Genomic DNA, 24,320 nt, shown 5'->3' on the forward strand with positions numbered 1-24,320 from the left:
ACTGCACAACTCAGGGTGGTATCGGCCCTGAATCCAGCCGATACGGCCCTGAGTTGTGCAGTTTGTGACAAGGAGCCGACGCGCGGAACCCCCTAGGCTGTGCCCGTGGGGAAAATCCGTGTGGTCTCTCTCGTCCTTGCCGCAGCCCTCATGGGCGCCGCTCTCACCTCGTGCGATGACGGCCGCCAGGCCGCGGCGAAGCAGGCAGGCGGCCAGCTCGCTTCTGCTCTCGCAGCACGCGACGTTGGTGGCGTGCCGATGGAGGGCCCGGAGCCCGCCGTTGCCCAGCAGCAGCTCGAGACAGCCCTCAAGGGTCTGGGGGACGCGAAGCCGGCCGTCACCGCCGGCGAGCCGAAGGTTGACGGCGACAAGGCCGCCGTGGCGCTCAGCTACAACTGGCACTTGGGCGGGCAGGACTGGATCTATCAGACCATGGCGCAGCTCGTCCGCAACAGCGACCGCTGGGTCACTGACTGGAAGCCGGACCTGCTGGCGCCGCAGCTGGCCGAGGGCGAGGTGCTCACCCTCACGACCGAGGCCCCGGCGCGTGCGGACATCCTCGGAGCGGGGGACACGAAGCTCGTGACGGAGCGTCCGGTGCTCCGCGTCGGCATCGACAAGGCCCAGCTCGTCACAGAGCGCCAGGCCGATTCCGCGGCGAAGCTCGCGCAGCTGGCCAAGACCGATCCCGCCGAGTACGCGAAACAGGTGGCCGGCGCAGGGGAGAAGGCATTCGTCGAGGCGATCACGCTCCGCGACGAAGCTGGCCGCACGCCCACCGACGAGGAGATCGCCGCGATCCCCGGCGCCATCACTGTCAAGGACACGATGCCGCTCGCTCCGACGCGGACGTTCGCGCGGCCGGTCCTCGGCACCGTCGGGCAGGCCACGGCGGAGCAGGTGCAGAACTCCGGAGGCGCACTCCAGCCCGGCGACACCACCGGAGCGAGCGGCCTCCAAGCCCAGTATGATTCCCAGCTGCGGGGCCTCGACGGAGTCACCGTCTATGCCCAGCCAGCAGGCCTCACGGCGGAGAAGCTCAAGGCCAACCCCGGGGCGCGACGCACGCTCTTCGAGAAGGCGCCGACACCGGGCACCCCTCTCAAGACCACGCTCGATCCCCGCCTCCAGCAGCTCGCCGAGGACGAGCTGGCCGACGTCAAACCCGCATCGGCGATCGTGGCGCTGCGTCCGTCCGACGGCGCGGTGCTCGCTGTGGCATCCGGCCCCGGCGGCAAGAGCTACAACACGGCGATGCTCGGCCAGTACGCGCCCGGCTCGATCTTCAAGACCGTCGACTCCCTCGCACTCCTTCGCCAAGGCGCCACGCCGGAGAAGCACGTTCAGTGCACCGAGACGCTGACGGTGGACGGGCGCACGTTCAAGAACTCCGACGGCTACCCCGCCTCCTCACTCGGCGACATCACCCTGCGGGATGCCTACGCGCACTCGTGCAACATCGCATTCATCTCGCAGCGGGACAAGGTCAGCCAAATGCAGCTCGAGTCCGCCGCGACGTCACTCGGCGTGGCTGTGGACGCCCCGCGCCTCGGCACCCCCGCGTTCCTCGGCTCCGTGCCAAGCGACGCATCCGGCACCGAGCATGCGGCCTCGATGATCGGCCAGGGCAAGATCCTGTTGTCCCCGCTCGCCGCGGCGGTCATGGCCGGATCGGTCGCGAAGGGCTCACCCGTCTCGGCGCAGCTTGTGCTCAACGGACTTGGGGGCACTGCAGGAAGCACGACGGCGAACCGGTCGCCCTCTGCAGCAGGCTCGGCATCCGCGGGGGTACCCAGCGGGAAGGCAGGCAGCACATCGGCGGGCCAGGGCACCGTTGCCAGCCAAGCGGCGTCGTCCGCCAGTGCTGTTCCCAGCAGCCCGGCCGGCCCCCCGCTCAACGGCACGGAGGCAAAGGTTCTTCAAGACATGATGCGGGCCGTGGTGACGAGCGGGCACGCGGGCTTCCTCGCGGACGTGCCCGGGGCGCCGGTAGGTGCGAAGACGGGCACGGCCGAGTTCGGTTCGGACAACCCGCCCAAGACGCACTCATGGATCATCGGCACGCACGGCGACCTCGCCGTCGCCGTGTTCGTCGAGGAGGGCGGCCTTGGTGCCGCCGTGTCCGGTCCGCTGCTGAAGAACTTCCTCGTGAAGGCCGGCTGAGGGCCCGCTGTCGACGGGGCGAGGACTACGAGTCGGACTCCTCCGAAAGCCGCCCGCTCTTGCCTTGGAGCCGGTCGATGTGCTGTGACGCCTCCGCCTTCGTCAGGTCCGCCGGAAGCTCCTCCCCGGCCTCCCGTGCCAAGGTGTCCAGATAGCTCCGCTGGGCGGCGGTCATCGGCTCGTCTCCGGTCACCCAGTCGTCCGGGTCCCGGTCAAGCCCTCCGCGGGGTTCCGGTTCGGGGCTGCCGAGCATCGTGTCGTCGTCACTCATACGCACACCTCTGCCCCGGCATCGCGCGTCCAAACAGGCCCCGCGCCAGACGGGCCGTGATTGAGTAGGAGGATGAGCACGCGCACCGTTTCCACCGAAACCGTCCGCGCCGCTGCACTCGCGATCTTCGTGATCTTCGGAACCAATGGCTTCATCTTCGCCTCGTGGGCGGCACGCATTCCGTCCGTCACGGAGACGCTCAGGCTCACCACCGGCGAGATGGGTGCCGTGCTCCTCGTGGGCGCCGCCGGCTCCCTCGTCGCCCTCCCGCTCACGGGAACGGTCGTGGACCGGATCGGGCTGAAGGCCACCGTCCGGTTCGGCGGGGCGCTCGCGATCGCTGCCGGCGCGGTGATCGCGAGCGGCCTGCTTGTACAGTCCGTCGGGGTGGTCACCGGGGGGATTGTGCTGTTCGGTGCGGGCATTGCCTTTTGGGACGTGGCGCAGAACATCGGAGGCGCGGATGTCGAGCACCGCCTCGGCCGGACCATCATGCCCCAGTTCCACGCGGCGTTCAGCGGTGGTGCCGTGCTCGGAGCACTCGTCGGAGCGGCCCTGAGCGCCGCGGGCATCGACCTTCCGCTTCATCTGTTCGGAATCATCGTGGTAGTCACGGTGGTCGTCGCAGTGGTGCCGCGCTCCTTCCTCGCACACCATGCCGCCCACTCCCCCGACGCCCCCGCGCCGCCCCAGGAGGGCCGCGACGCCGAGGCCAAAGCCCCGACCGCGCCGAAGCCGAGGGTCCTGGACGCGTGGCGCCACCCCCGCACGGTGCTCATCGGCGTCGTGGTCCTGGGCGCGACCCTGACGGAGGGCGCGGGCAACGACTGGATCTCCAAGGGCGTGGTGGACGGGCTCGACGCGAGCGAGGCCGCCGGTGCCGGACTGTTCGCGGTCTTCGTCGGGTCCATGACGGTGGCGCGATGGTTCGGGGGCCGCGTGATCGACCGGATCGGTCGAGTGGCGGCGCTGCGCCTCAGCATGGTCTCCGCGGCACTGGGCCTGACCGTATATTCCCTTGCGGGCACCTATTGGCTCTCGGCGGTGGGCGCCGTGTTCTGGGGCCTCGGCGCGGCGCTGGCCTTCCCCATGGGCATGTCCGCCGCGGCGGACGATCCGCGCCGGGCCGCAGCCCGCGTCGCTGTAGTGTCCACGATCGGCTACATCGCCTTCCTCGCCGGCCCGCCATTCCTGGGCTTCCTCGGTGATCACCTCGGCCTCCGCCACGCCCTGCTGGTGATCCTCGTGCCCATCCTCGTGGCCCTCGCCCTCGCAGGAGTGACCCGCAAAGAAGTCCCGCAGGGCGTTGCTCGGCAGTAGCGTGGACCCATGACACGCCGCACCCGTGCCCTCAGGCCTCCGGGCCTGCCGTTCCATGCCGTGCAGCGCCTGGACTCGGCGATCGTCGACCAGGTGGCCCGGATCCCGCGCGGCCCTTGGGATCCCGGCTTCGCCTGGCTCACGCGTGCCGCGACGCACTCGAAGCTGTGGATAGGAGTGGCTGCCGCGCTCGCGCTGAAGAAGGGGACTTCTCGGCGGGCCGGCGCCCACGGCCTGATCGCCGTCGCACTCGCCTCCGCCGGGGTGAACATCCTGGCCAAACGGCTGCTCCCGCGTGCCAGGCCGCATCCAGAGAGCCTGCCGATCCACCGCTTTCTCCATCCGCAGCCCACAAGTTCCTCGCTGCCCAGCGGCCACTCGGCCTCGGCTGTCGCATTCGCCACGGGCGTGGGGCTCGTGAGCCCGGCCCTCGGCGCCCTCCTGGCCCCGGTCGCCGCGGGGGTCGCGTACTCGCGGATCCACACCGGCGCCCACTGGCCCAGCGACGTCATGCTCGGATCCGCCTTCGGGGCGAGCGCGGCGCTCGTCACCCGAGCGTGGTGGTCCCGGCTCGAGACCGCGCCCCCCGCCCGCGCAACCCCCGCTCGCGCACCGGCGCTCCCGGACAGCGAGGGACTCGCCATCGTCGTGAATCCCGCGAGCGGCCCCCAGGACAGCGATCCCGTCGCCGAGGTCCGCGACCTGTTCCCCAAGGCGGTCATCGAGGTCATCGGCAAGGATGAGCTCGCCGAGGACCTCGCCCGCATCCTCGCGGCCGCTCCGGGGGTCCGGGCGCTCGGCGTGTGGGGAGGCGACGGGACCATCGGACCCGTGGCGGGCGTGTGCGCCGAGATGGGCCTGCCGCTCGCGGTCCTGCCCGGCGGGACATTCAACCACTTCGCCCGGGACATCGGCACGCTCAACGCCGAGGGGCTGGCGGCCGCCGTCGCCTCCGGACAGGGGCGCCGCTGCGATCTCGGCCGGGTGACCGTAGTGCGGGGCAACCCCGGGGGACCGGAAGAGGAGTTGGTCATGCTCAACACCGCGAGCGTGGGCGTGTATCCCAACCTCGTGCGACGCCGCGACCATCTCACGCGCCGCCTGCCCGGGCTGCCCAAGCGTGCCGCCGCGACGCTTGCGGCGCTGAGGACGTTCGGCGCCGCCACTCCCACGCGCCTCGTGATCGGAGGCGTGCGCCGCCGCGTGTGGACCCTCTTCATCGGGCGCGGCCTCTATTGGCCCCGGGACATCGCCCCCCTCGAGCGGCCGGTGGTGGACGACGGCGTCCTCGACCTGCGCGCCGTCAGTGCCCGGCCGCGCTTCGCCCGCCTCCGGCTCCTGACGGCCCTGGTCACGGGCACGGTCGAGCGGAGTCCGGTGGCGCGCATCTGGCTGGCAGAAGAAGTGACGCTCGAGGCGAGCGATCGGCCGATCGTCCTGGCCGTCGACGGTGAGGTGGTGAACGGCGTGGTCCGCGCGCGGATCCGGGTCGAGGCCGGGGCGCTCACGGTGTATTCGCCGCTCGAGGGAGACTGAACCCTCCCGCCTGAGGCGACCGCGCGCCGTCGGGCGTCATCCTTCCGGACGATACCCGCGCTCGCGGGCCGCGAGAGTTCATCCCCGCGGCCGTCGCCGTAGGTTCCCTGCTGGCCTAGCGTGGAGGCATACGACCAGCACGCCACGCAGAGCTAAGGGGAAACTCATGATCCAGGCCCAGGACCTGGCCAAGGTCTACGGTGCCAAGACCGCAGTGGACGGTGTGACCTTCACCGTCCACCCCGGGCGCGTCACCGGCTTCCTCGGCCCGAACGGAGCCGGCAAGTCCACTACCATGCGCATGATCATTGGCCTCGATGCGCCCACGCGCGGCTCCGTGACCGTCAACGGCGAACCCTACGCGAAGCACCGGGCCCCGCTGCGGGAGATCGGCGCCCTCCTCGAAGCCCGCGCGGTCCACCCCGGCCGCACAGCCTACACCCACCTCCGGGCGCTCGCGGCCACGCACGGCATCCCGAACTCCCGCGTCAGCGAGGTCATCGAGATGACGGGGCTCGGCGCGGTGGCACGCAAGAAGGTCAAGGGCTTCTCCCTTGGCATGGGCCAGCGGCTCGGAATCGCCGCGGCGCTGCTGGGCGATCCCGAGGTCATCGTCCTTGACGAGCCGGTCAACGGGCTCGACCCCGAGGGTGTCCTGTGGGTCCGCAACCTCGTCAAGTACCTCGCCTCCGAGGGCAGAACAGTCTTCCTCTCGAGCCACCTCATGAGTGAGATGTCCCAGACAGCGGACCACCTCATCGTGATCGGCCGGGGCAAGATCATCGCGGATGCCCCGATTGCGGACATCCTCAACGGGCAGGGGCGCATGCGGACCCGTGTGCGCACGGACGCCCCGGAGCAGCTCACGCGCCTCCTGGCCCGCGAGGGCGTGAGCGTCCAGGCCCAGGAGCGGGAGCTTCTCGAGGTCGCTGGCCTCGAGCCGCGGGAGATCGCCCGCACGGCCATGGATTCCGGCGTGCTCGTCTACGAGCTCACCCCGCTCACGGCCAGCCTCGAGGAGGCCTACCTCGAGCTCACCAAGGACGACGTCGAGTACCGCTCCGACCGGCTCGACGCCGGCCACACCACCGCCAAGCACGTCGCGGCCGAGCCCACGGCATTCAATCCCACCGGGGCCGGTCTCGAGCCCACCCAGACCCAGGAGGCGACCCGATGAGCACCGCAGTCCAGCCGTCACGCGCCGAAGCAGCTCCGGTGCTGACCGGTCCGAACTTCTTCCGCGTCCTCACCTCGGAGCGCATCAAGCTTTTCTCGCTCCTCTCAACCCGGATCCTCCTCGTGTGCGCGGTGGCCCTCATGGTCGGCTTCGCCGCGCTCCAGGCGTGGGGGTTCGGGCAGGTCTCGGAGGCGCGGGCCAAGGGGGCCACCGGTCCGCGGGAGAGCGTCAACGCGGCATCCATGCTCCCGCATCTGCCGGACGCCGGGGTCTCCTTCTCGCAGCTCATCATCGGCTCGCTCGCGGTCCTGCTGATCAGTGCGGAGTTCACGTCCGGGATGTCCCGGGCCACGTTCGCCGCGGTGCCCAAGCGGTGGCCGGTCCTCGCGTCGAAGGGCGTGTACGCCGTCCTCGTCGGCTTCGCGGTCACGTACGTCGGCGCGTTCTTCGGCGGCCTCCTGGCACAGCCGATCCTGTCCAACTACAGCCTGCACCTGGACATGGGCAGCTGGGACGTCCAGCGCGTCATGCTCCTCAGCGCCGTCTACGTCGCGGCCGTGGCGCTCATGGGTCTCGCGCTCGGCGCCCTGCTGAGGAACTCGGCGGGCGCGATCGTGACCCTCGTGGCTGCGCTCTTCGTGCTGCCGATCATCTTCCAGCTCATCCCGAACGACTTCTTCAAGGAGGCCCGGAAGTACCTCCCGACCAGCGCGGCGAACGCGATGCTCGAGGCAGGGTCCACCCAGCCGCTGGACACGACGCTCCTCGAGCCGTGGCAGGGCGTCCTGGTCCTGGGCGCCTATGTGGTGGTGCTCCTCGGCGCCGCTTTCGCCACGCTCAAGCAGAGGGACGTCTAGGAGCGGCGCATGCACGCGCCTCCCACGCAGGCCTTCGCGCTCGCGGTCCCGCCCCGGCGGGGCCCCCTCCGCGCGTATCTGGCCGACCATCCGGTGGCGATGGACTGGATCGTCGTCGGAGCCGCGATGTTCCTGGCGGTGCCCCTCTTCGTGGAGTTCGCGCTCCAGGGGCACTGGTGGCGGTTTGCGCTTCTGGCCGTCCAGCAGCTTGCCCTGCGCGCACGACGCCGCTCGCCCTGGGCGGTGCTCGTTGTCGCCGTCGCGATCGACGCGGCCCTGTTGTACCAGTCCCCGAACAGCTCGGTGATGAGCGTGGCGATCCTCTTCGCCGTCTACGCCGTCGCGACGGCGGCCCCGGCTCTCGTGGCGCTCGGCGCGTCCGTGCTCGCGGCCGTCCCGGTCTCGGTGTACTACGCGTTCGTGTACACGCCACAAGGGCCGGAGATGCCCGCCAATGCCCGGTACGTCGGACTCGTCGCGGCGGTGTCCGTGCTGCTCATGAACGTGCTCGCCGCCGGGCTCGGCGCATGGCTACGCGGCAGTCGCGAGCACCAGGCGGAGATCCGCGCCTGGGCGGTGCGCCGCGCGGAGCTCGCCTCTGTTCAGGAACGGAACCGGATTGCGCGCGAGATGCACGACGTGGTCGCACATTCCCTCACGGTGATGGTTGCCCTGAGTGACGGCGCGGCCAAAGTGGTGCCCAAGGACCCGGACCGCGCGCGGGAGGTCCTCGGCGAACTGTCCCGCACGGGACGGACCGCGCTCGCGGACATGCGGCGCGTGCTCGGCGTGCTCCGCGAGGGCCCCGGGGCCAGCCTCGGGCCCGCACCCGGAACGGAGGGCCTCCAGGCGCTCGTGGGGGGTTTCCGTGCCGCCGGGCTCCCGGCGACCCTCACGCTCGCAGGTGCCCCGCCGCCGTCGGACCCCGCCTTCCAGCTTGCCGTCTACCGGATCGTGCAGGAATCGCTTACCAACGCCCTGCGGTACGGCCGCTCCGTCAGCCGGGTGGACGTGGGCGTGGTCCGGCAGGACGGCGTGGTGCGGATCCGCGTCGAGAATGACGGCGCGACGCACGACGGCGCCGAGCCTCGCCTCGGGACGGGCGGCGGCATCGCCGGCATGCGCGAACGCGCTGCGCTGTACGGGGGAACGCTCTACGCCGGGCCCCGTTCCGAGGGAGGATGGCTCGTGGAGGCAGAGCTGCATTGGACGGAGGGGACCGTTGACGGATGGAGAGTCGATGAGGGGCGATGACAGTGCGGAGGCGACCCTGCGCCTGCTGCTGGTGGACGACCAGCCCCTGCTGAGGATGGGATTCCGGCTCGTCCTCGAGTCGGAGGACGGGCTCGAGGTGGTCGGCGAAGCCGGAAACGGGGACGAGGCCGTGCGGCTGGCTCGCTCGCTCGAGCCGGATGTGGTGCTCATGGATGTGAGGATGCCCACCATGGACGGCATCGAGGCCACTCGGCGGATCGTGGCGGAGCATTCTCGCGCGAAGATCATCATCCTCACCACCTTCGACCTCGATGAGTACGCCTTCGCGGGGCTGCAGGCGGGGGCATCGGCGTTCCTGCTCAAGGATGTGGCCCCCGCCGAGCTGGTGCACGCCGTCCGGCTCGTGGCCAGCGGGGACGCAGTGGTGAGCCCCCGGGTGACCCAGCGGCTCCTGGAGACGTATGTGCGCAACGGCCAGGGCGGCCCAACCGGGGGCGCCAGCGCGGGGACGCCCGCAGCCCCGGTGCCGGATCCGCTGCTCAAGGAGCTCACGCCCCGCGAACTCGAGGTGCTGCGTGCCATCTGCGAGGGCCTGAGCAACGCCGAGATCGCGCACCGGTTCTTCCTCTCCGAGGCCACTGTCAAGAGCCACGTGCGGCGCATCTTGACCAAGCTGCACCTGCGTGACCGTGTCCAGGCCGTGGTGTACGGGTACGAGACGGGCCTCATCATCCCGAGCAACCCGGACTACTGAGGGCACCTGGAGTACTGAGGACAGCAGCTCCTGAGGGATCCACTCCCACGCCGACGCCCTCGCCCCGGCGCCCTCGCCCCGACCGGTTGAGAGGTCATGTCCCAGCGGCCGAGGTCCGGATGTGCAGGTTTCACCGCAGGGACATGACCCCTCAACACAGGGACATGACCCCTCAACGGTCGGGAGTGTGAACATCCGTGACGAACCCGTTTCCCCCGAGCCGCCGGCATCGGCAACACTGGCCGAAGAATCAAGAGTTCCGGCGACAAGCCCTGGCTTGCCGGACGGCAACCCTCCAGCTGTAGTGGGGTGCCCCAGGTGAGGATTCGGCGGCGCCCGGGCCCCCGGCGTCGTAAGTATGGCGCCTGAGCGAGCCTCGCGCCGCGATACGAAGAGGAACCGCATGGCCACTCTTGTCACCTCCGGGCCGGGACTCGGCAGCGCGCTGCATGCCAAGCGCCGCATCCTTGCCTCCGCGTTCGTCGGCACCACCATCGAGTGGTACGACTTCTACCTCTACGGCACGGCCTCCGCGCTCGTGTTCAACAAGCAGTTCTTTCCGGATGCCAGCCCGCTCGTGGGCGTCCTGGCCTCGTTCGCCACCTACGCTGTCGGGTTCATCGCCCGCCCGCTGGGCGGCGTGATCTCGGGCCACTTGGGCGACCGGATCGGCCGCAAGGCCCTCCTCGTCGCGTCGCTGCTGACTATGGGCATCGCCTCGACGCTCATCGGCGTCCTGCCCAACTATGCCGCGATCGGCATCCTCGCCGTGGTCGGGCTCGTGGGGCTCCGCCTCGTCCAAGGCCTCTCCGCAGGAGCGGAGTGGGGTGGCTCGGCGCTGCTCTCGGTGGAGCACGCGCCCGCTGGGCGCCGCGGGCTTTTCGGCTCGTTCACCCAGGTCGGCTCCGCAGCGGGCATGCTCCTGGCCACTGCGGCGTACGCGCTGGCACAGGCCTTCCTCACGGCGGACCAATTCCAGGCCTTCGGCTGGCGCGTCCCCTTCCTGCTCTCGGGCGTCCTGGTCGTGGTGGGCCTGTGGATCCGCCTCGGCGTGACGGACGCGGAGGAGTTCACGGCAGTCAAGACGGAGGCACGCACGGTCAGAAGGCCCGTGGTGCGGGTGCTCCGCGAGCACCCACGCGGCATCCTTGTGACCGTCGGCATGCGCCTCGTCCAGCCGGCCATCTACACGCTCATGACCGTGTACATCCTCGGCTACCTCAAGGACCGCCGCCACGACACGACGTCAGGACTCGCGGCCATTCTCATCGTCTCGGCGATCGGCCTGCTCTCGGGGCCTTTCTGGGGCTGGCTCTCGGATCGCATTGGCCGCCGCCGCATCGCCGTGGCCGCCTCGATCGGCGTCATCGCGCTCATTTGGCCGTTCTTCTGGTTCCTCGACCACGGCAGCCTGACGTATCTGCCCCTCGTGCTGCTCGTGGGCATGAACATCCTGCACGATGCGATCTACGGGCCTCAGGCCGCGTGGTTCGCAGAGCAGTTCCCCACCGAGCTGCGCTACTCGGGCGTCTCGTTCGGCTACCAGGTCGGCACGGTGCTCTCCGCGGCTATCACCCCGCTCGTCGCGGCGGTGCTCCTCGAGGCAGGCGGCGGCCAGCCATGGCTCGTGGCCTGCTGGTTCGCGTTCCTCGGCATCCTCACCACGGTCGCAGCGCTCGCGGCGAAGGACCCGGCCGCCGAAGAGGCCGCCAGCCGGCAAGCCGTCCGGCCCAACACAGACGGCAGCGAGCGGACCGCCTGAGCAGCCGGGCGCCGTCGTGCGTCCATCCCGCGCATCCGCCGCCAGCCTGTCACCTGAAAGGAATCCCATGGCCAAGCCCCTCCTCCTCAACGCATTCGAGATGCTCGTGCCGGTGCACCAGTCGCCGGGGCTGTGGCGGCATCCGGACTCCCAGGCGCACCGGTTCGCCGAGCTGGGCTACTGGACGGAGCTCGCGAAGGCTCTTGAGGACGGCGGCTTTCACGGGATCTTCTTCGCGGACATCCTCGGGCAGTACGACGTGTACGCGGGCAGCGCCGACGAGTCCGTACGCGGCGGCGTCCAGTACCCGACCCTCGATCCTCTCCTCATCGTCTCGGCCCTCGCGGCCGCGACCGAGCGGCTCGGGTTCGGCGTGACGGCATCCGTCACGTACGAGCATCCGTACCTGCTCGCGCGGAAGTTCGGGACCCTGGACCACCTCACGGGTGGGCGCGTCGGCTGGAACATCGTGACGTCTTACCAGGAGTCCGCCGCGCGGAACCTCGGCCTCGACGCCCAGATCCCGCACGATGAGCGCTACGACCGGGCCGAGGAGTTCATGGACGTGGTCTACAAGCTGTGGGAGGGCTCGGTGGACGACGGCGCGGTGGTCGCCGATGCGGCGTCGAACGTGTTCGTGGACCCGGCCAAGGTGCGGGACATCGCGCACGACGGCGATGCCTACCGGGTGCCCGGCCCCGCCTTGGTGGGGCCCTCCCCGCAGCGGAGCCCCCTGCTGTTCCAGGCCGGGGCCTCCGCCCGTGGGAAGGCGTTCGCGGGCAAGCATGCCGAGGCCGTGTTCTTCGCGAGCTCGACTCCGGCTCAGGCCAGGAAGAATGTGGACGGGCTCCGCGCTGAGCTGGCCGCCGCCGGCCGTTCGCCGGAGGCGGTCAAGGTCTTCAACATCGCGACGGTGATCGTGGCTGAGACGGACGAGGCCGCGGCCGCGAAGCTCGCCGAGTACGAGGCGTATGTCGACACGGATGCCGCGCTGTCCCTGTTTGCCGGCTGGACGGGTCTCGACCTCTCGGGCCTGGACCAGGAGGCCCCGCTCGAGTACATCAGGAGCGAGGCCAACCAGTCCGCTCTGGCCCAGTTCACGACCCTTGACCCCGATCGCACCTGGACCCTCCGCGAGGTCGCGAAGTTCGTCTCCATCGGGGGGCGCGGGCCCGTCATCGTCGGCTCCCCGGCCACGGTGGCCGACCAGCTCGAGCGCTTCGCCGAGGAGGGCGGCGTGGACGGATTCAACCTGACCTCCGCTGTGCGGCCCGCGGACCTGCTCGAGTTCGCACGGCTCGTCACGCCCGAGCTGCGGCGTCGCGGACTCCTCGCGGAGGCGGTGCCGGGGCAGACGTTCCGGGCGACCGTGCTCGGGGCTGGCCCACGGCTGGCCGCCGACCACCCGGGACGGCGAGTTTCGGCGACGGTCTGAGGCTCCGCCTCAATCAGGCGGTGAGGGCGGTCAGGGGTCAGGTCCCTATGGATGAGGGGTCACATCCCTATGGATGGGAATCCATCGGGATGTGACCCCTCAACGTAGGGACCTGACCCCTCAACGTTGGGCCCGGCGTGAGGGGCGTGACGCTAGAAGCTGCCGGTCCCGTTCGGGGTGCCGAGCCCGGTCGGGCCGTCCCATCCGGAGCCCGCCGTGCACCACTGCGCTGGCGAGCATGTGCCGTTCGAGCCGTCGATCACGTCGAAGAGGCCAGCCCGGTTGTTGGTGTACGGGATGGAGTTCGCCAGGGCTGAGTTGGAGCCGGTGTTGCCGCTCTGGGCGTAGACCGAGGCGATGATCGGCGAGGCCTCGCTGGTTCCGCCGAACTGCCCCCAGGTCGAGGCCCTGCTCGAGGTCGGGTAGTAGACCGCGAGGCCACCATTGTTCGGGTCGGACGCCGCGGCGACGTCGGCCATGGCCCTCATTGCGCAGCCGGTGTTGAACGGGGCTGCGGCCGGGAGCGCGGCGTTGTACGTCGAGCAGCCGGACCCGCTGCCGCTCCAAGCGGACTCCGACCAGCCGCGTGGATTGATCGCGCGCGCGAGCGATGTGCCGCCCACGGCCGTCACGTAGCTCGACGAGGCCGGGTAGGAGGCGCCCTGGTAGCCGTTGTCCCCGGTGCTCGCGGTGACGGCGATGCCCGGGAAGTTGTAGTACTTGCCGTAGGTCGAGTCAGCCACGTCCGAGCCGCCGTACGAGTTCGAGATCGCGACCACGCCGGGAAGCCCCGCCGCCGTCTGCACCGCAGTGCCAAGGTCGACGAAGGATGCCGAATTGGCCTGGACGACCACGATGTTGCAGTCAGGGCACGCGGCGGAGACGGCGTCGACGTCGAGCGCCTGCTCCTGCGCCCAGCCGGTGTTGAATCGCGGCAGGCTCGTGCCGCCGTTCTGGTTCAGCACCTTCAGGCAGCCGTTTGCTGTCGTGCACTTGGACAGGCCGAACGAAGAGCGGTAGACGCCAAGGTCCCGCTCGAGGTTCGGGTAACCGTAGGCGTCCACGATCGCCACAGTCTTGCCGGCACCCGTGGCGCCCGTGAGCTTGTACGCGTCGCGAATGTCGCTCGGGCGGAGGCCCGTGGACGGCGGCGCGGAAGCATTGGTGATCGGCTTGCCCGTAGCGTCGGCGGCCTGCCGCGCATGGCACGCAGCGTCGCCCGCGCGCGGCGTCGCGCAGACCTGAATGGAGTGGTCCGACTGTGGATTCGGCCCTGGTGTCGGTGCCGCCCCTGCCGGGGTGGCCGCGGCCAGCCCGGCGAGCAGCAGGCCTGCCGCCGCGGCGGCGAAAATCTTCCTCATGAGGTGCCCTCCTGGGGCTGGAGTGGATGCGCGCCGGATGGGCGGTTTCTTCACCCGACCTAACAGATACGGTCAAAACCAGCTGGTGAGAGAGTGGCAGACGAGCGGCCTGCCGATCAAGGTATTTCCCAGAATTGCCGGGAAACTCTCAGTCAAAGCTCCGATCCGGTCTCTCGGTGGTTCGACTCCCGCTGCCGCCAGTCCTGCGGAATCGCAGCCTCGAGCGCGTCGTCCACGGTGACCACCCCGATCACCTCGTGCCGCTCATTGACCACCGGAAGGGCGAGGAGATTGAAGTCGGCCATGCGCCGCGTGACATCCACGACGTCATCCGTGGGCGACGCCACCACCACATCGCGGTCTGCGATTTCGGACAGTACCTGCCCGGGATCGGCCTGCACCGCGGCGACAAGGGTGAGCGTGCCGTCGAGCGTGCCGTCCTCCCGCAGCGTGTAGACGGTGACGAGGGCTTGGGGCTGGACGTACGACGCCGCCCGGACCGCTTCGAGGGCCTCGCCGACTGTCGCGGTGGCCGGGACGGAGACGAAGTCGGTGCCCATGAGGCCGCCCGCCGTCAGGTCGTGGTACCCGAGGAGGCGGTGGACCTCGGTCCTCCTCGGCTCCGGAATCGCGTTGAGCACGGCGACCCGCCGTTCCTGGGGAAGATCCATGAGCGCGTCGGCGGCATCGTCTGTCTGCATGCGCCCGAGCAGCTCGGCGACCTCCGCATTGCCACGGTGCCTGAAGAGCGAGGACTGGCTGTCCTCGTCCAGCTCTTCGAAGACGTCCGCCTCGAGTTCCGGGTCCTCGTGCACCTGGGCGAGGAGCTCGTCCTGCTCGTGCCCTGTCGCGTCCTCGATGATGTCAGCGATCTGGGCTGCCTTGAGCTCGGGGATCCGGCCGGTAGCCCGTCGCGCCTGTGCGGAGTCCCGGTGGCCGATGAGCGGCTCGAACTCGCTCCAGTCGCGGACGGCGTGGGCTGCGTGGTTCGCGCCAAGGCCCAGCCAGCGGCGCCGGTGGACGTCGAGGCCCGTCGCCGCCCACCCGTCCAGGACCTGGCTGAGGCGGACGTCGTAGGCCTTGACGAACGCCACGCGGGCCAGGTCGATGAGCCGATGGCCCAGGACGTCCTCGGACAGGAGTACTTCGCCCTCGCGCCGGGTGAAGTCGCGGATCTCGATGCTGCTGCGCGAGAGCTCGATCCGCTCTTCTGTGAGCGTCGCGAGGTCAGCGCCGGAGACGAACACCCGGGTATTGCCGACGGCCACGACGAGTCCGGTCACCAGGGGGTAGTCGTGGCCGCCCAAGCGGACGATCACGTCCGCAAGGGTGCCTATGCGATGCCCGTCGGAGTCGATGACGGGCTGGCGCAGGAGCGCGGAGAGGGAGAGGGTCTGGGGGGCGGCCTTCATCGGAAACCTTTCGAAAAGCGTGTCGAGCTCTCGAGCCGACTGTACGTCGGCGTGAGCGGGTCCGGGTATGGAGAGGTCGGCGCGGCCGGGGTCGGCGCGGCCAGGGTCGGGTCGGCTAGGGTCGGGTTGGCCAAGGTCGGCGCGGCGGGTCAGCCGCCGACGGCGAGCTGCACGACCCGGACCACCACGAGGACCATCGCCACGAGGAGGTACAGGCGCAGCACGCTCAGGCCGACCCTGCGGGCGGTCGAAAGCTGGGGACGCTCGAGCAGCGCGAGCGGAGGCATGCGCCACGTGAGGCGCTGGGAGCGGTCGGGTGGGCGGACGACGGCCGGTGCGGGCGCGGCGTCGTGCGTCCCCTCTGGTGCGGGCCGGGTCCGGCTCCGCCGCGCGAGGTGGGCCACGGTGAGCCCTGCACCGGTGAGGACCGCGAGGCCCGCACCGACCCCGAGGATCGTGAGGATCGTCGCGGCGTCGATGTCCGGGAACAGCACCGACGCCGTGAGGACCACGGACAGGATCACGAGGACCGCGATGACGGCCGAGGTGAAGATGTTCATCCAGCGGCCGTTGACCCACGGGCCCATGACCTGCTTGTCGTTGCACAGCATCAGGAGGAAGACGGTGGCCGAGGGCAGGAGCACTCCGGCGAGGACCTGGACGCCGACCGTGAGGAGGCCGAGCGGACTGCCCGGGATGATCACGATGACTGCGGAGAGGAGGATGACCCCGGCGAATGCGGCGTAGAAGCCCTTCGCGTCTCGGATCTTGCGGTGCAGCGAGTGCTTGAGGCCCAGCACGTCCCCGAGAGCGTAGGAGGTGGAGAGCCCAACGGCCGCCGCGCCGATGATCGAGGCATCGATGAGCGCAAGCGCGAACAGGATCCCCGCCAGATGGCCCACGTACGTCCCGAGGCCCTCCGCGACACCGCCGGCATCCGTGAACTGGCCGAACTCGGGCTGCCCGGCGAACGTGGACGCGGTGAACGACATGATCGAGGCGGCGCCGAGGATCACGAGGGCGATCCCGAGCCACAGGTCCACGCGCTCGTACTTCATGTAGCGGGGGGTGATGCGCTTGTCGATCACGTAGGACTGCTGGAAGAACAGCTGCCACGGGGCAATGGTCGTGCCGACGATCGCGATGACCAGCAGGGTGACGTCCGCGACGTCAGAGCCGGCCGGGAACCCGGGGACCACGAAGTCGTGCGCCATCTGCCCGTAGTCCGGGTTGCTCATGAAGAACACCGGCACGAGCAGGAACGAGCCGACCACGAGGGTCAGGCACACGCGCTCGAACGTCTTGAACGAGCCCGTGCTGGCCGCCCCGACTACCACGACCGCAGCGACGACCACGCCCGGGATCTTGGGCACGCCGAGGTAGTCGAGGCCGATGCTGATGCCGATGAACTCGGTGACGATCGTGAGGGCATTGAGGATGAACAGGTCGATGGCGCTGAACGCGCCCCAGAACTTCCCGAAGCGCTCGAGGATGAGCCGCGCGTGCCCCACGCCGGTCACCACGCCGAGCCGCAGCACCATCTCCTGGTTGACGTAGAGGACGGGAACAAGGAGCAGGAGCGTCCAGAGAAGGCTCGTGCCGTAGTTCTGGCCTGCTTCGGTGTACGTGCCGAAGGCGCCGGCGTCGTTGTCGCCGACCATCACGATGAGCCCCGGGCCGATGATTGCCAGGAGCGTCTTGATCCGGGCCTTCCAGCTCGAGCGCGCCGAGGACGCACCGGCGGCGTCGGCTGTTCCATCGCTGACGCGGATCGTGCCGAACGCGCCGTGGATGTCGCCGACGTGCGCCGAGTCGAGCACGGCGGACTGTTCGGGGGCGGATGAGGGCCCGTGGGCGGCCGTCTGGGGCGGGGTGTCGGAGTGGTGGGCGCGGTTCAGTGGGGTCTTGATCATGGGGACCGGCTTCCTCCCGCCGGAGGCAGGGCTCGTGAAGCGGGCACGCCGTGGCTGCCGGCCCCGGTCATGAATGGGCGGGACAGGCCTGCCGGCGCGCAGCAGGAAAGGGAATCGAGCGCTGAAGACTCAGGGCGTATGCGGGGAGGGACTACTATCGCCGCTGGACACGGTCGGCCACCTCCTCTGGACGGATCTCACGCGCCTTCGGAGCCCGGCCAGAGTGGCCGGGGGCCCTTCCTCGTAAGACCTTTGGCACTTCGCGTCGTGACCTTCGGCGGGGCCGGAGGAGCCAATCGGGGTTGCCCCTTAGTCCGGGGCAGCCTGTCCTGACCGGGGGCGTCTCTCGACGTGGGCGGTCGCTGGCTTGTGTACGCGAAGGAGCCTCAGCTAACGAACGGCACCTTGCGAGGACATCATACAGACCGGAGCTCAAAGGTCCACTCAGATTCGGTGAAGCACCTTTTCCCGGCAGGCAGAGGGCACCCACAATGTGTGCATGAGGCCGTTTCTGCTCCTCGCAGCCCGGGACCACGACGAGGTCGCCGAGGATGAGTACCGCGCCTTCTGCGCGTACAGCGGCCTTGCCCCCGAGCAGCTCCACCGTGTCCGCGCGGAGGCCGGGCCGCTCCCCGGGATCCGCTTCGCGGACTACTCGGGCGTGATCCTCGGCGGGAGCCCTTTCACCGCCTCTGATCCGGCCGAGCAGAAGAGTGCCACCCAGCGCCGCGTCGAGGCGGAGATCGGTGTGCTCCTGCGCCAGATCGTCGCTGAGGACTTCCCATTCTTGGGTGCGTGCTACGGAGTCGGGATGCTCGGCACCCAGATGGGGGCCGTCGTCGACCGCCATTTCGGCGAGGCTGTTGGCCCCGTCAAGGTGAGACTCAGCACGGTAGGGCTCCACGATCCGCTGTGCGCAGGCCTCGACCCGGCATTCCACGCGTTCGTGGGCCACAAGGAGGCTGTGCGCACGCTCCCGCCTGAGGCCGCGCTGCTCGCCGGGTCGGATACGTGCCCAGTGCAGATGTTCCGCTTCCGCAAGAACCTCTACGCGACCCAGTTCCACCCCGAACTCGACGTTGCGGGCCTCGAGCGGCGCGTCGACGCCTACCGGCATTCCGGCTACTTCCCGCCGGACGAGGCGGAGACCGTCAAGGAGCGCGCCCGCGGCACGCGCGTGACCGAGCCGCAGAAGGTCCTGGCCAACTTCGTGGCCCGCTATGCGCGCTGACCCTGCTGGCTAGACTCGCGTACATGCCTACCGCCGCGCACCTCCACGCCCTGGACCTCGGCCGCTTCGTCGTGGCCTCGCCATCGAGCTTCCACGCCGCTGCAGAGGGTGGGCGCAGGCTCGCCGAGGCCGGCTTCGAGCTGCTGGACGAGGCGGCCGACTGGCCCATCGGCCCGGGTTGCCACGCGGTGGTCCGCGACGGTGCGCTCATCGCGTGGACTGTGCCCGACGGCGCCGGGCCCACCACTGGATTCCGCATCCTCGGGGCGCACACCGACTCCCCCTCCTTCAAGCTCAAGCCCAAGCCCACCACGGGCCGCCTCGGCTGGCTCCAGGCCGGTGTCGAGGTCTACGGCGGCCCCCTGCTGAACTCGTGGCTGGACCGGGAGCTGCGCCTCGCCGGTCGTCTCGTGACGCACGACGGCGCGCAGCACCTCGTCGCCTCGGGCCCCCTCTTGCGCTTTCCGCAGCTCGCGATCCATCTCGACCGGGCCGTGAACGAGGGGCTCACGCTCGGAAAGCAGCAGCACATGAATCCCGTGTGGGGGCTCGGGGACCCGTCAACGGCAGATCTGGTCGGCCTGCTCGCGGAAGCTGCCGGCGTTGCGCCCGGGGAGGTGGGCGGCTTCGACGTGGTCGTGGCGGATACCCAGGAGCCTGCCGTGTTCGGCGGGGCCGGCGAGTTCTTCGCCTCGGGCCGTCTGGACAATCTCTCCTCGGTCCACGCGGGCCTCACCGCGCTCGCGAACGCTCGGGACAACGGCGGCGGCTCCATCGCGGTCCTCGCGGCCTTCGACCACGAGGAGGTCGGTTCCGGGTCCCGCTCCGGCGCGGCGGGCCCGTTCCTCGAGGACGTCCTGGCCCGCATCGGTGACGGCCTTGGCGCTTCTCCGACCGAGCGGCGTCGTGCGTTCGCCGCCTCTTGGCACGTCTCCGCCGACGCCGGGCACGCTGTCCACCCCAACTACGCCGAGCGGCATGACCCGGCCAACCTGCCGGTCCTCAACGGCGGCCCTCTGCTGAAGATCAACGCGAACCAGCGCTACGCGACTGACGCCCCGGGCGCGGCGCTGTGGGCCCGACTGTGCGCTGAGGCGGAGGTTCCGTACCAGGAGTTCGTCTCCAACAATGACGTCCCCTGTGGCTCCACGATCGGACCGCTCACCGCCACGCGGCTGGGAATCCGCACGGTGGACGTCGGCATCCCGCTCCTGTCGATGCACTCTGCGCGCGAGCTCGCAGGGGTGCAGGACCCGTGGCGGCTGTCCACAGTGGCGGAGCGGTTCTTCGCGGGCTGACGCTGGGGTTTCAGCCCGCGAAGAGTCGTGGGACACAGGGCTACTTGACGAGGTCGAACGTCTCGTAGGCCACGGGCTGCTCGCGGGACATCATCTCTTCGAGGAGGCCGGCCTTCTCGAACGCCGGGAAGAGGGTCTGCTCGAACGCCTTGCTCGCGTCGATGCTCTCCCATACATCCACGATCTGCACGCGTCCGTCGGGAAGCTCGCTTGCCGCATGGAGGATCAGACCGGCGGGCTTGGGGTCGAGGACGGTCGGGACAGAGTCGTACTGGTCGCGCGTGTCGGCGTAGGAAACCATGGCTACTGGCATGGGAATCACCTTCCAGAGTCCTTCACTAGAGGTAGACTCTAGTGACTTACACCACATAGTGTGGGGCGAACTGGGAGGTGCGTCAAGATGCCTGCGGGAGCAAGTTTCGAGGAGCCAGCAGGGCGCCGCGGGAAGGCCCGGCAGACCCGCCGGGCGATCGTCGCGGCGGCGGCGGCGCTCTTCGTCGAGAAGGGCTACACCGGGACGCGGATGGCGGACATCGCGCGGGCTGCCGGCTATTCGGTCCAGACCGTCTACTTCGTCTTCCACACGAAGCCGGAGCTGCTCCAGGCCTGTTACGCCCGCGCGGTCCTGGGCGAGGACGACCCGCGGCCGCCGCAGGAACAGCCGTTCTACGCTGCGATGCTCGCCGCCACCAGCGGTGAGGAGCTGATCGGCCACTTTGCCTCCGGGAACGGCGAGATCCAGGCCCGGGCTGCCGGCATCGAGGAAGTGGCCAGAGAGGCTCGGCACGAGCCCGAGGCGCGGGCGGTCCGGGAATACAACGAGGGGCTCCGCCGGGAAGGCTATGGCGAGATCATTGCGCTTCTCGATGAGCGCTTCGGCCTCCGCCCCGGCCTTGGCCGCGCGGAGGCCCTCGAACTCCTCCTCATGTACGGCGGAGCCGGGCCGTTCAACGCCCTCGTGCGGGACGCCGGGTGGGAGCTGCCGAGGTTCGTCGCGTGGCTTCGGGCAGTCCTCGTCTACGAGCTGTTCAGCTCGCCAGATTGATCACGAGGTTGATCGTCGAGGCGAGGATCAGGGTCGCGAACACGTACGCGAGGATGCTGTGCTTGAGCGCCTCGGATCGCATGGCGTGGCTCGTGATCGCCGTGTCCGAGACCTGATAGGTCATCCCGAGGCTGAACGCCATGTACGCGAAGTCCGTGTACTGCGGAGGCTCACTCTGATTGAAGTCGATCCCCCCGTCCGGATCTGCAACGTAGTAGATCTCGGTGTAGCGCAGGGTGAAGACCGTGTGCACGAGCAGCCACGACGCGCCGACCACCGCGAGTGCGAGGAGGGCGTAGAGCACCTTCCCGCTGTCGGACTGGTTGCCCGAAACCAGGACGATCGCCACCGCGACGATCGCCGCGAGATTCGCACTCAAGAGCAGCACATCCCGACTGCGACGGCCAGGGTCTTCCTCGAGGGCATGCACCTTGGTCTTGACCGCATCCATCGGGATGACGCGGGACCATACCCAGACGTCGTAGACGAGGGCCGCAGCGCCCCATCCGGCCGCGGGCGCGTGCCACCAGGAATTGAAGAGACCTGTCACGAGGAAGACTGCGATCCCGACCGCCACCATCGTCCACATGCGGTGGCGCGCGGTCCTGGCGCGCGCTGAGCGGGCGCGCGGCGTGTCCGCCTTCATGCCTCCGATCCCTGGGTTCGGCACTTCTTCCTCCACACGTTCTCGCGCCTGCGGATTGTCCACATGCGCAGACTACGACGCACGACGGCGCCTCGTACCGCGTAGCGTTGAGCCTAGGACGGTTCACCGGCCCGGTCGAGGCAGGCCCGCGCATCCGGTAGACTTGTGCAGTCTTTGCGCCAGCTCCCGGCTTCTGTCAGGGGAGGGCGTGTGGGCACGCACATGAACCTCCTGTTGCGGAAAGACCGCAACCGCTTAGCCCGAAGGAGGTGGGTTCACACATGCGTCCATACGAACTGATGGTCCTCATCGACCCCGAGGTCGACGAGCGCACGGTCCAGCAGTCGCTGGAGAAGTTCCTCTCTGTGATCACCACCGACGGTGGAACCGTCGACAAGGTGGACATCTGGGGACGCCGCCGTCTGTCCTACGAGATCAAGAAGAAGAACGAGGCGATCTACGCCGTCGTGAACTTCACCTCGGAGCCGGCCTCGGCGCAGGAGCTGGACCGCCAGCTCTCCCTCAACGAGACGATCCTGCGCACCAAGATCATCCGCCCCGAGGACCAGAAGGTTTCCGCCAAGTAGTCTTGGCGTGAATCCCTCGATCTCAAGTACAACGATCTTCAGTACGCGTCGAACGAACCAGGAGGAAGCATGGCAGGCGAGACCACCATTACGGTGATCGGCAATCTGACGAATGATCCCGAGCTGCGGTTCACCCCGTCCGGCTCGGCCGTCGCCAACTTCACCGTGGCCTCCACCCCGCGTACATTCGACCGTCAGGCGAATGAGTGGAAGGACGGGGAGACCCTGTTCCTGCGCGCGTCGATCTGGCGAGAGGCTGCCGAGAATGTCGCAGAGTCCCTGACGAAGGGCATGCGCGTGATCGTGTCTGGACGTCTGAAGAGCCGTTCGTACGAGACCAAGGAAGGCGAGAAGCGCACCGTCATCGAGCTCGAGGTCGACGAGATCGGCCCGAGCCTGCGCTACGCCTCCGCGAAGGTCAACCGCACCCAGCGCTCCGGCGGTCAGGGTGGCGGCAACTTCGGCGGCGGCCAGGGCGGGACTTTCGGTGGCGGCCAAGGCGGCAACTCCGGCGGCGGTAACGCTGGCGGAGGCTGGGGCGGCGGCCAGGGCTCTCAGGGCCAGGGCGGCAACTCCGGCGGCAGCTGGGGCGCCGGCCAGCAGCAGGACGACCCGTGGGCAACCCCGGGCGTCAGCAATGCCGGCGGCTGGGGCAAAGGAAACGACTCCGAGCCCCCGTTCTGATCGGTCCTTCCACTACATCATCAACCATCCCGTGGCTCCCGCCACGGGCTCCAGAGACTAAGGAGCTCCACGATGGCCAAGGCTGAAATCCGTAAGCCGAAACCAAAGTCCAACCCCTTGAAGGCCGCTGACATCACTGTCATCGACTACAAGGACGTCGCCCTGCTGCGCAAGTTCATCTCGGACCGCGGCAAGATCCGCGCCCGCCGGGTGACCGGCGTGTCCGTGCAGGAGCAGCGCAAGATCGCCCAGGCGATCAAGAACGCCCGTGAGGTCGCTCTGCTCCCCTACTCCGGCGCTGGCCGCGGCTGAGAAGGGAAGCAAATTTCATGGCAAAGCTCATTCTGACGAACGAGGTGACTGGTCTCGGCTCTGCCGGTGACGTCGTCGAGGTCAAGGACGGCTACGCGCGCAACTACCTCCTTCCCCGCGGCTTCGCCGTCACGTGGACGCGAGGTGGCGAGAAGCAGGTCGAGCAGATCCGCGCCGCTCGCGAGGCCCGCGCCCACAAGACGCTCGAGGCGGCCCAGGCGCAGGCAGCTGCCCTTGCCGGCAAGCCCGTGCGCCTTGAGGTCAAGGCCGGCAAGGAGGGTCGCCTGTTTGGCACCGTCCGCGCCGAGGCCGTTGCCGGTGCTGTCGAGGCCGCTGGCCTGGGCGCCATCGACAAGCGCAAGGTGGTCATTCCCGGCCACATCAAGTCCACCGGCAAGTACGAGGTCTCCGTGCGCCTGCACGACGAGGTCTCCGCGGTGGTCAACCTCGAGGTTGTCCCCGCCAAGTAGTCGCGATGCGCTGTCCGTCCCGCAGGGGACGGTCGGACTCGAAGGCCCCTTCCGCATCCGTGGAAGGGGCCTTCGCCGTGCCTGCGGGAATACCCTCCCACGGGGAGGTGTTGGGGAGACTAGATGCAAACGCATGAATCTCCGACTAAGACAGGGGCTATGGCAGAGAACACCACCATCGTCGTCATCTCCGCGGGACTCGGGGTCCCCTCGTCGAGCCGCCTGCTCGCAGACCAGCTCTCCGCCGCCGTCGAGAGGCTCGCGCCCGCGGCCGGCCTGGCGCCCGCGGTGACCACGCTCGAGCTGCGTGACCTCGCGGTGGACATCGCGAACAACTTCGTCACGGGATATGCGGCGCCGAACCTCGCCGAGGCCATCGCCGCAGTCGAGCGCGCGGATGCCATCATCGCCGTGAGCCCGGTCTTCTCGTCAAGCTACAGCGGCCTGTTCAAGTCGTTCATCGACGTCCTCGAGCCGCGCTCACTCGAGGGCAAGATCGTCCTTCTGGCAGCGACAGGTGGCTCTGCACGCCACAGCCTCATGCTGGACTTCGCGATGCGCCCCCTGTTCAGCTATCTCCGCACCAGGATCCTGCCCACCGCCGTGTTCGCGGCCCCCACAGACTGGGGCCAGGGTGATGGCACTGTGGCGGACCGCGCGAGCGGCGGATTGACTGCCCGCATCGAGCGCGCCTCGACCGAGCTCGTCCAGGAACTCTCGCGTGAGCATGGAATCGGGGGCGTGGGCGCTGCTGGCGCCGCTGCAGGAGCCCCGCTGCCCAAGGTCGCCACCCGTCCCGAGGACAAGTCCTTCGAAGAGCTCCTCGCGGATCTGACCGGACCGCGCGCTTAGCCGCACACTCCCCCACTGT

At 69.3% G+C, this 24,320-nt stretch carries 23 protein-coding genes and 2 riboswitches; of the genes, 17 read left to right on the forward strand and 6 right to left on the reverse strand.

From position 1 onward, the window contains the following. Positions 1 to 105: 105 nt before the first annotated feature. Entirely contained in the window at positions 106 to 2,163 is a 2,058-nt protein-coding gene (locus tag LF262_RS07305) for a penicillin-binding transpeptidase domain-containing protein (protein WP_235779619.1), read from the forward strand. Positions 2,164 to 2,188: 25 nt separating this feature from the next. Here LF262_RS07305 and LF262_RS07310 read toward each other — a convergent pair whose 3' ends face one another. Further along, positions 2,189 to 2,416, reverse strand: a complete 228-nt coding sequence (locus LF262_RS07310) for a DUF3072 domain-containing protein (protein WP_372462753.1) — start codon at positions 2,414 to 2,416, stop codon at positions 2,189 to 2,191. Positions 2,417 to 2,506: 90 nt separating this feature from the next. Between LF262_RS07310 and LF262_RS07315 the strand changes: the two genes are divergently transcribed. The 8 genes from LF262_RS07315 (at position 2,507) to LF262_RS07350 (ending at position 12,490) form a co-directional block, all read left to right on the forward strand. Next, positions 2,507 to 3,754, forward strand: a complete 1,248-nt coding sequence (locus LF262_RS07315; RefSeq protein ID WP_235779621.1) for an MFS transporter — start codon at positions 2,507 to 2,509, stop codon at positions 3,752 to 3,754. A 9-nt stretch (positions 3,755 to 3,763) separates the two neighbouring features. Next, positions 3,764 to 5,290: a bifunctional phosphatase PAP2/diacylglycerol kinase family protein gene (locus LF262_RS07320; protein ID WP_235779622.1), complete on the forward strand. Its 1,527-nt coding sequence runs from the start codon at positions 3,764 to 3,766 to the stop codon at positions 5,288 to 5,290. 166 nt (positions 5,291 to 5,456) lie between these two features. After that, a complete protein-coding gene (locus tag LF262_RS07325) occupies positions 5,457 to 6,467 on the forward strand; it encodes an ABC transporter ATP-binding protein (RefSeq protein ID WP_235779623.1) in 1,011 nt (336 codons plus the stop codon). Then, positions 6,464 to 7,324 carry an ABC transporter permease subunit gene (locus tag LF262_RS07330; RefSeq protein ID WP_235779624.1) on the forward strand — a complete coding sequence of 287 codons (861 nt, stop codon included), beginning with the start codon at positions 6,464 to 6,466 and terminating at the stop codon, positions 7,322 to 7,324. Before LF262_RS07325 ends, LF262_RS07330 begins: the two co-directional genes overlap by 4 nt. A 9-nt stretch (positions 7,325 to 7,333) precedes the next feature. Then, complete coding sequence (locus tag LF262_RS07335) at positions 7,334 to 8,578, forward strand: sensor histidine kinase (protein ID WP_235779625.1); 1,245 nt, start codon at positions 7,334 to 7,336, stop codon at positions 8,576 to 8,578. Then, positions 8,565 to 9,293 carry a response regulator gene (locus LF262_RS07340; protein ID WP_235779626.1) on the forward strand — a complete coding sequence of 243 codons (729 nt, stop codon included), beginning with the start codon at positions 8,565 to 8,567 and terminating at the stop codon, positions 9,291 to 9,293. The genes LF262_RS07335 and LF262_RS07340 overlap by 14 nt, the downstream gene beginning before the upstream one ends. A gap of 248 nt (positions 9,294 to 9,541) precedes the next feature. Next, positions 9,542 to 9,658: riboswitch (SAM riboswitch) on the forward strand. A 38-nt stretch (positions 9,659 to 9,696) separates the two neighbouring features. After that, positions 9,697 to 11,055 (forward strand): MFS transporter, encoded by a 1,359-nt coding sequence (locus LF262_RS07345; RefSeq protein ID WP_235779627.1) that lies wholly within the window; start codon positions 9,697 to 9,699, stop codon positions 11,053 to 11,055. Positions 11,056 to 11,122: 67 nt separating this feature from the next. Next, positions 11,123 to 12,490 carry an LLM class flavin-dependent oxidoreductase gene (locus tag LF262_RS07350; RefSeq protein ID WP_235779628.1) on the forward strand — a complete coding sequence of 456 codons (1,368 nt, stop codon included), beginning with the start codon at positions 11,123 to 11,125 and terminating at the stop codon, positions 12,488 to 12,490. Between the two features lie 152 nt (positions 12,491 to 12,642). Here LF262_RS07350 and LF262_RS07355 read toward each other — a convergent pair whose 3' ends face one another. The 3 genes from LF262_RS07355 to LF262_RS07365 form a co-directional block, all read right to left on the reverse strand. Beyond that, a complete protein-coding gene (locus LF262_RS07355; protein WP_235779629.1) occupies positions 12,643 to 13,851 on the reverse strand; it encodes a S53 family peptidase in 1,209 nt (402 codons plus the stop codon). Between the two features lie 152 nt (positions 13,852 to 14,003). Further along, entirely contained in the window at positions 14,004 to 15,263 is a 1,260-nt protein-coding gene (locus LF262_RS07360; RefSeq protein ID WP_235779630.1) for a magnesium transporter MgtE N-terminal domain-containing protein, read from the reverse strand. Positions 15,264 to 15,412: 149 nt separating this feature from the next. Then, on the reverse strand, positions 15,413 to 17,176 hold the full coding sequence (locus LF262_RS07365) for an Nramp family divalent metal transporter (RefSeq protein WP_235779631.1): 1,764 nt from the start codon (positions 17,174 to 17,176) through the stop codon (positions 15,413 to 15,415). A 230-nt stretch (positions 17,177 to 17,406) separates the two neighbouring features. Further along, a riboswitch (M-box (ykoK) riboswitch) is annotated at positions 17,407 to 17,581 on the reverse strand. Positions 17,582 to 17,675: 94 nt separating this feature from the next. Between LF262_RS07365 and LF262_RS07370 the strand changes: the two genes are divergently transcribed. Then, positions 17,676 to 18,407, forward strand: a complete 732-nt coding sequence (locus tag LF262_RS07370; RefSeq protein WP_235779632.1) for a glutamine amidotransferase — start codon at positions 17,676 to 17,678, stop codon at positions 18,405 to 18,407. Between the two features lie 23 nt (positions 18,408 to 18,430). Then, on the forward strand, positions 18,431 to 19,705 hold the full coding sequence (locus LF262_RS07375) for a M18 family aminopeptidase (RefSeq protein WP_235779633.1): 1,275 nt from the start codon (positions 18,431 to 18,433) through the stop codon (positions 19,703 to 19,705). A gap of 40 nt (positions 19,706 to 19,745) precedes the next feature. On the opposite strand, the gene LF262_RS07380 is transcribed toward LF262_RS07375, so the two are convergent. Beyond that, complete coding sequence (locus tag LF262_RS07380) at positions 19,746 to 20,018, reverse strand: hypothetical protein (protein ID WP_235779634.1); 273 nt, start codon at positions 20,016 to 20,018, stop codon at positions 19,746 to 19,748. A gap of 87 nt (positions 20,019 to 20,105) precedes the next feature. Between LF262_RS07380 and LF262_RS07385 the strand changes: the two genes are divergently transcribed. Continuing rightward, positions 20,106 to 20,750: a TetR/AcrR family transcriptional regulator gene (locus tag LF262_RS07385; protein WP_235779635.1), complete on the forward strand. Its 645-nt coding sequence runs from the start codon at positions 20,106 to 20,108 to the stop codon at positions 20,748 to 20,750. Here the strand turns inward: LF262_RS07385 and LF262_RS07390 are convergent. Beyond that, complete coding sequence (locus LF262_RS07390; protein WP_235779636.1) at positions 20,734 to 21,459, reverse strand: DUF1345 domain-containing protein; 726 nt, start codon at positions 21,457 to 21,459, stop codon at positions 20,734 to 20,736. The genes LF262_RS07385 and LF262_RS07390 overlap by 17 nt on opposite strands. Before the next feature lie 218 nt (positions 21,460 to 21,677). On the opposite strand from LF262_RS07390, the gene rpsF reads away from it, so the two are divergent. The 5 genes from rpsF to LF262_RS07415 all read left to right on the forward strand — a co-directional run bounded on the left by rpsF (position 21,678) and on the right by LF262_RS07415 (position 24,301). Then, entirely contained in the window at positions 21,678 to 21,983 is a 306-nt protein-coding gene (rpsF, locus tag LF262_RS07395; protein ID WP_235779637.1) for a 30S ribosomal protein S6, read from the forward strand. A 69-nt stretch (positions 21,984 to 22,052) separates the two neighbouring features. After that, a complete protein-coding gene (locus LF262_RS07400; RefSeq protein WP_235779638.1) occupies positions 22,053 to 22,667 on the forward strand; it encodes a single-stranded DNA-binding protein in 615 nt (204 codons plus the stop codon). 72 nt (positions 22,668 to 22,739) lie between these two features. Then, positions 22,740 to 22,979, forward strand: a complete 240-nt coding sequence (gene rpsR, locus LF262_RS07405) for a 30S ribosomal protein S18 (protein ID WP_026820365.1) — start codon at positions 22,740 to 22,742, stop codon at positions 22,977 to 22,979. Between the two features lie 17 nt (positions 22,980 to 22,996). After that, positions 22,997 to 23,449 (forward strand): 50S ribosomal protein L9, encoded by a 453-nt coding sequence (gene rplI, locus LF262_RS07410; protein WP_235779639.1) that lies wholly within the window; start codon positions 22,997 to 22,999, stop codon positions 23,447 to 23,449. 159 nt (positions 23,450 to 23,608) lie between these two features. After that, on the forward strand, positions 23,609 to 24,301 hold the full coding sequence (locus LF262_RS07415) for a CE1759 family FMN reductase (RefSeq protein ID WP_235779640.1): 693 nt from the start codon (positions 23,609 to 23,611) through the stop codon (positions 24,299 to 24,301). Positions 24,302 to 24,320 lie beyond the last annotated feature (19 nt).

Source organism: Sinomonas notoginsengisoli (genome assembly GCF_021554725.1).
GTDB lineage: Bacteria > Actinomycetota > Actinomycetes > Actinomycetales > Micrococcaceae > Sinomonas > Sinomonas notoginsengisoli.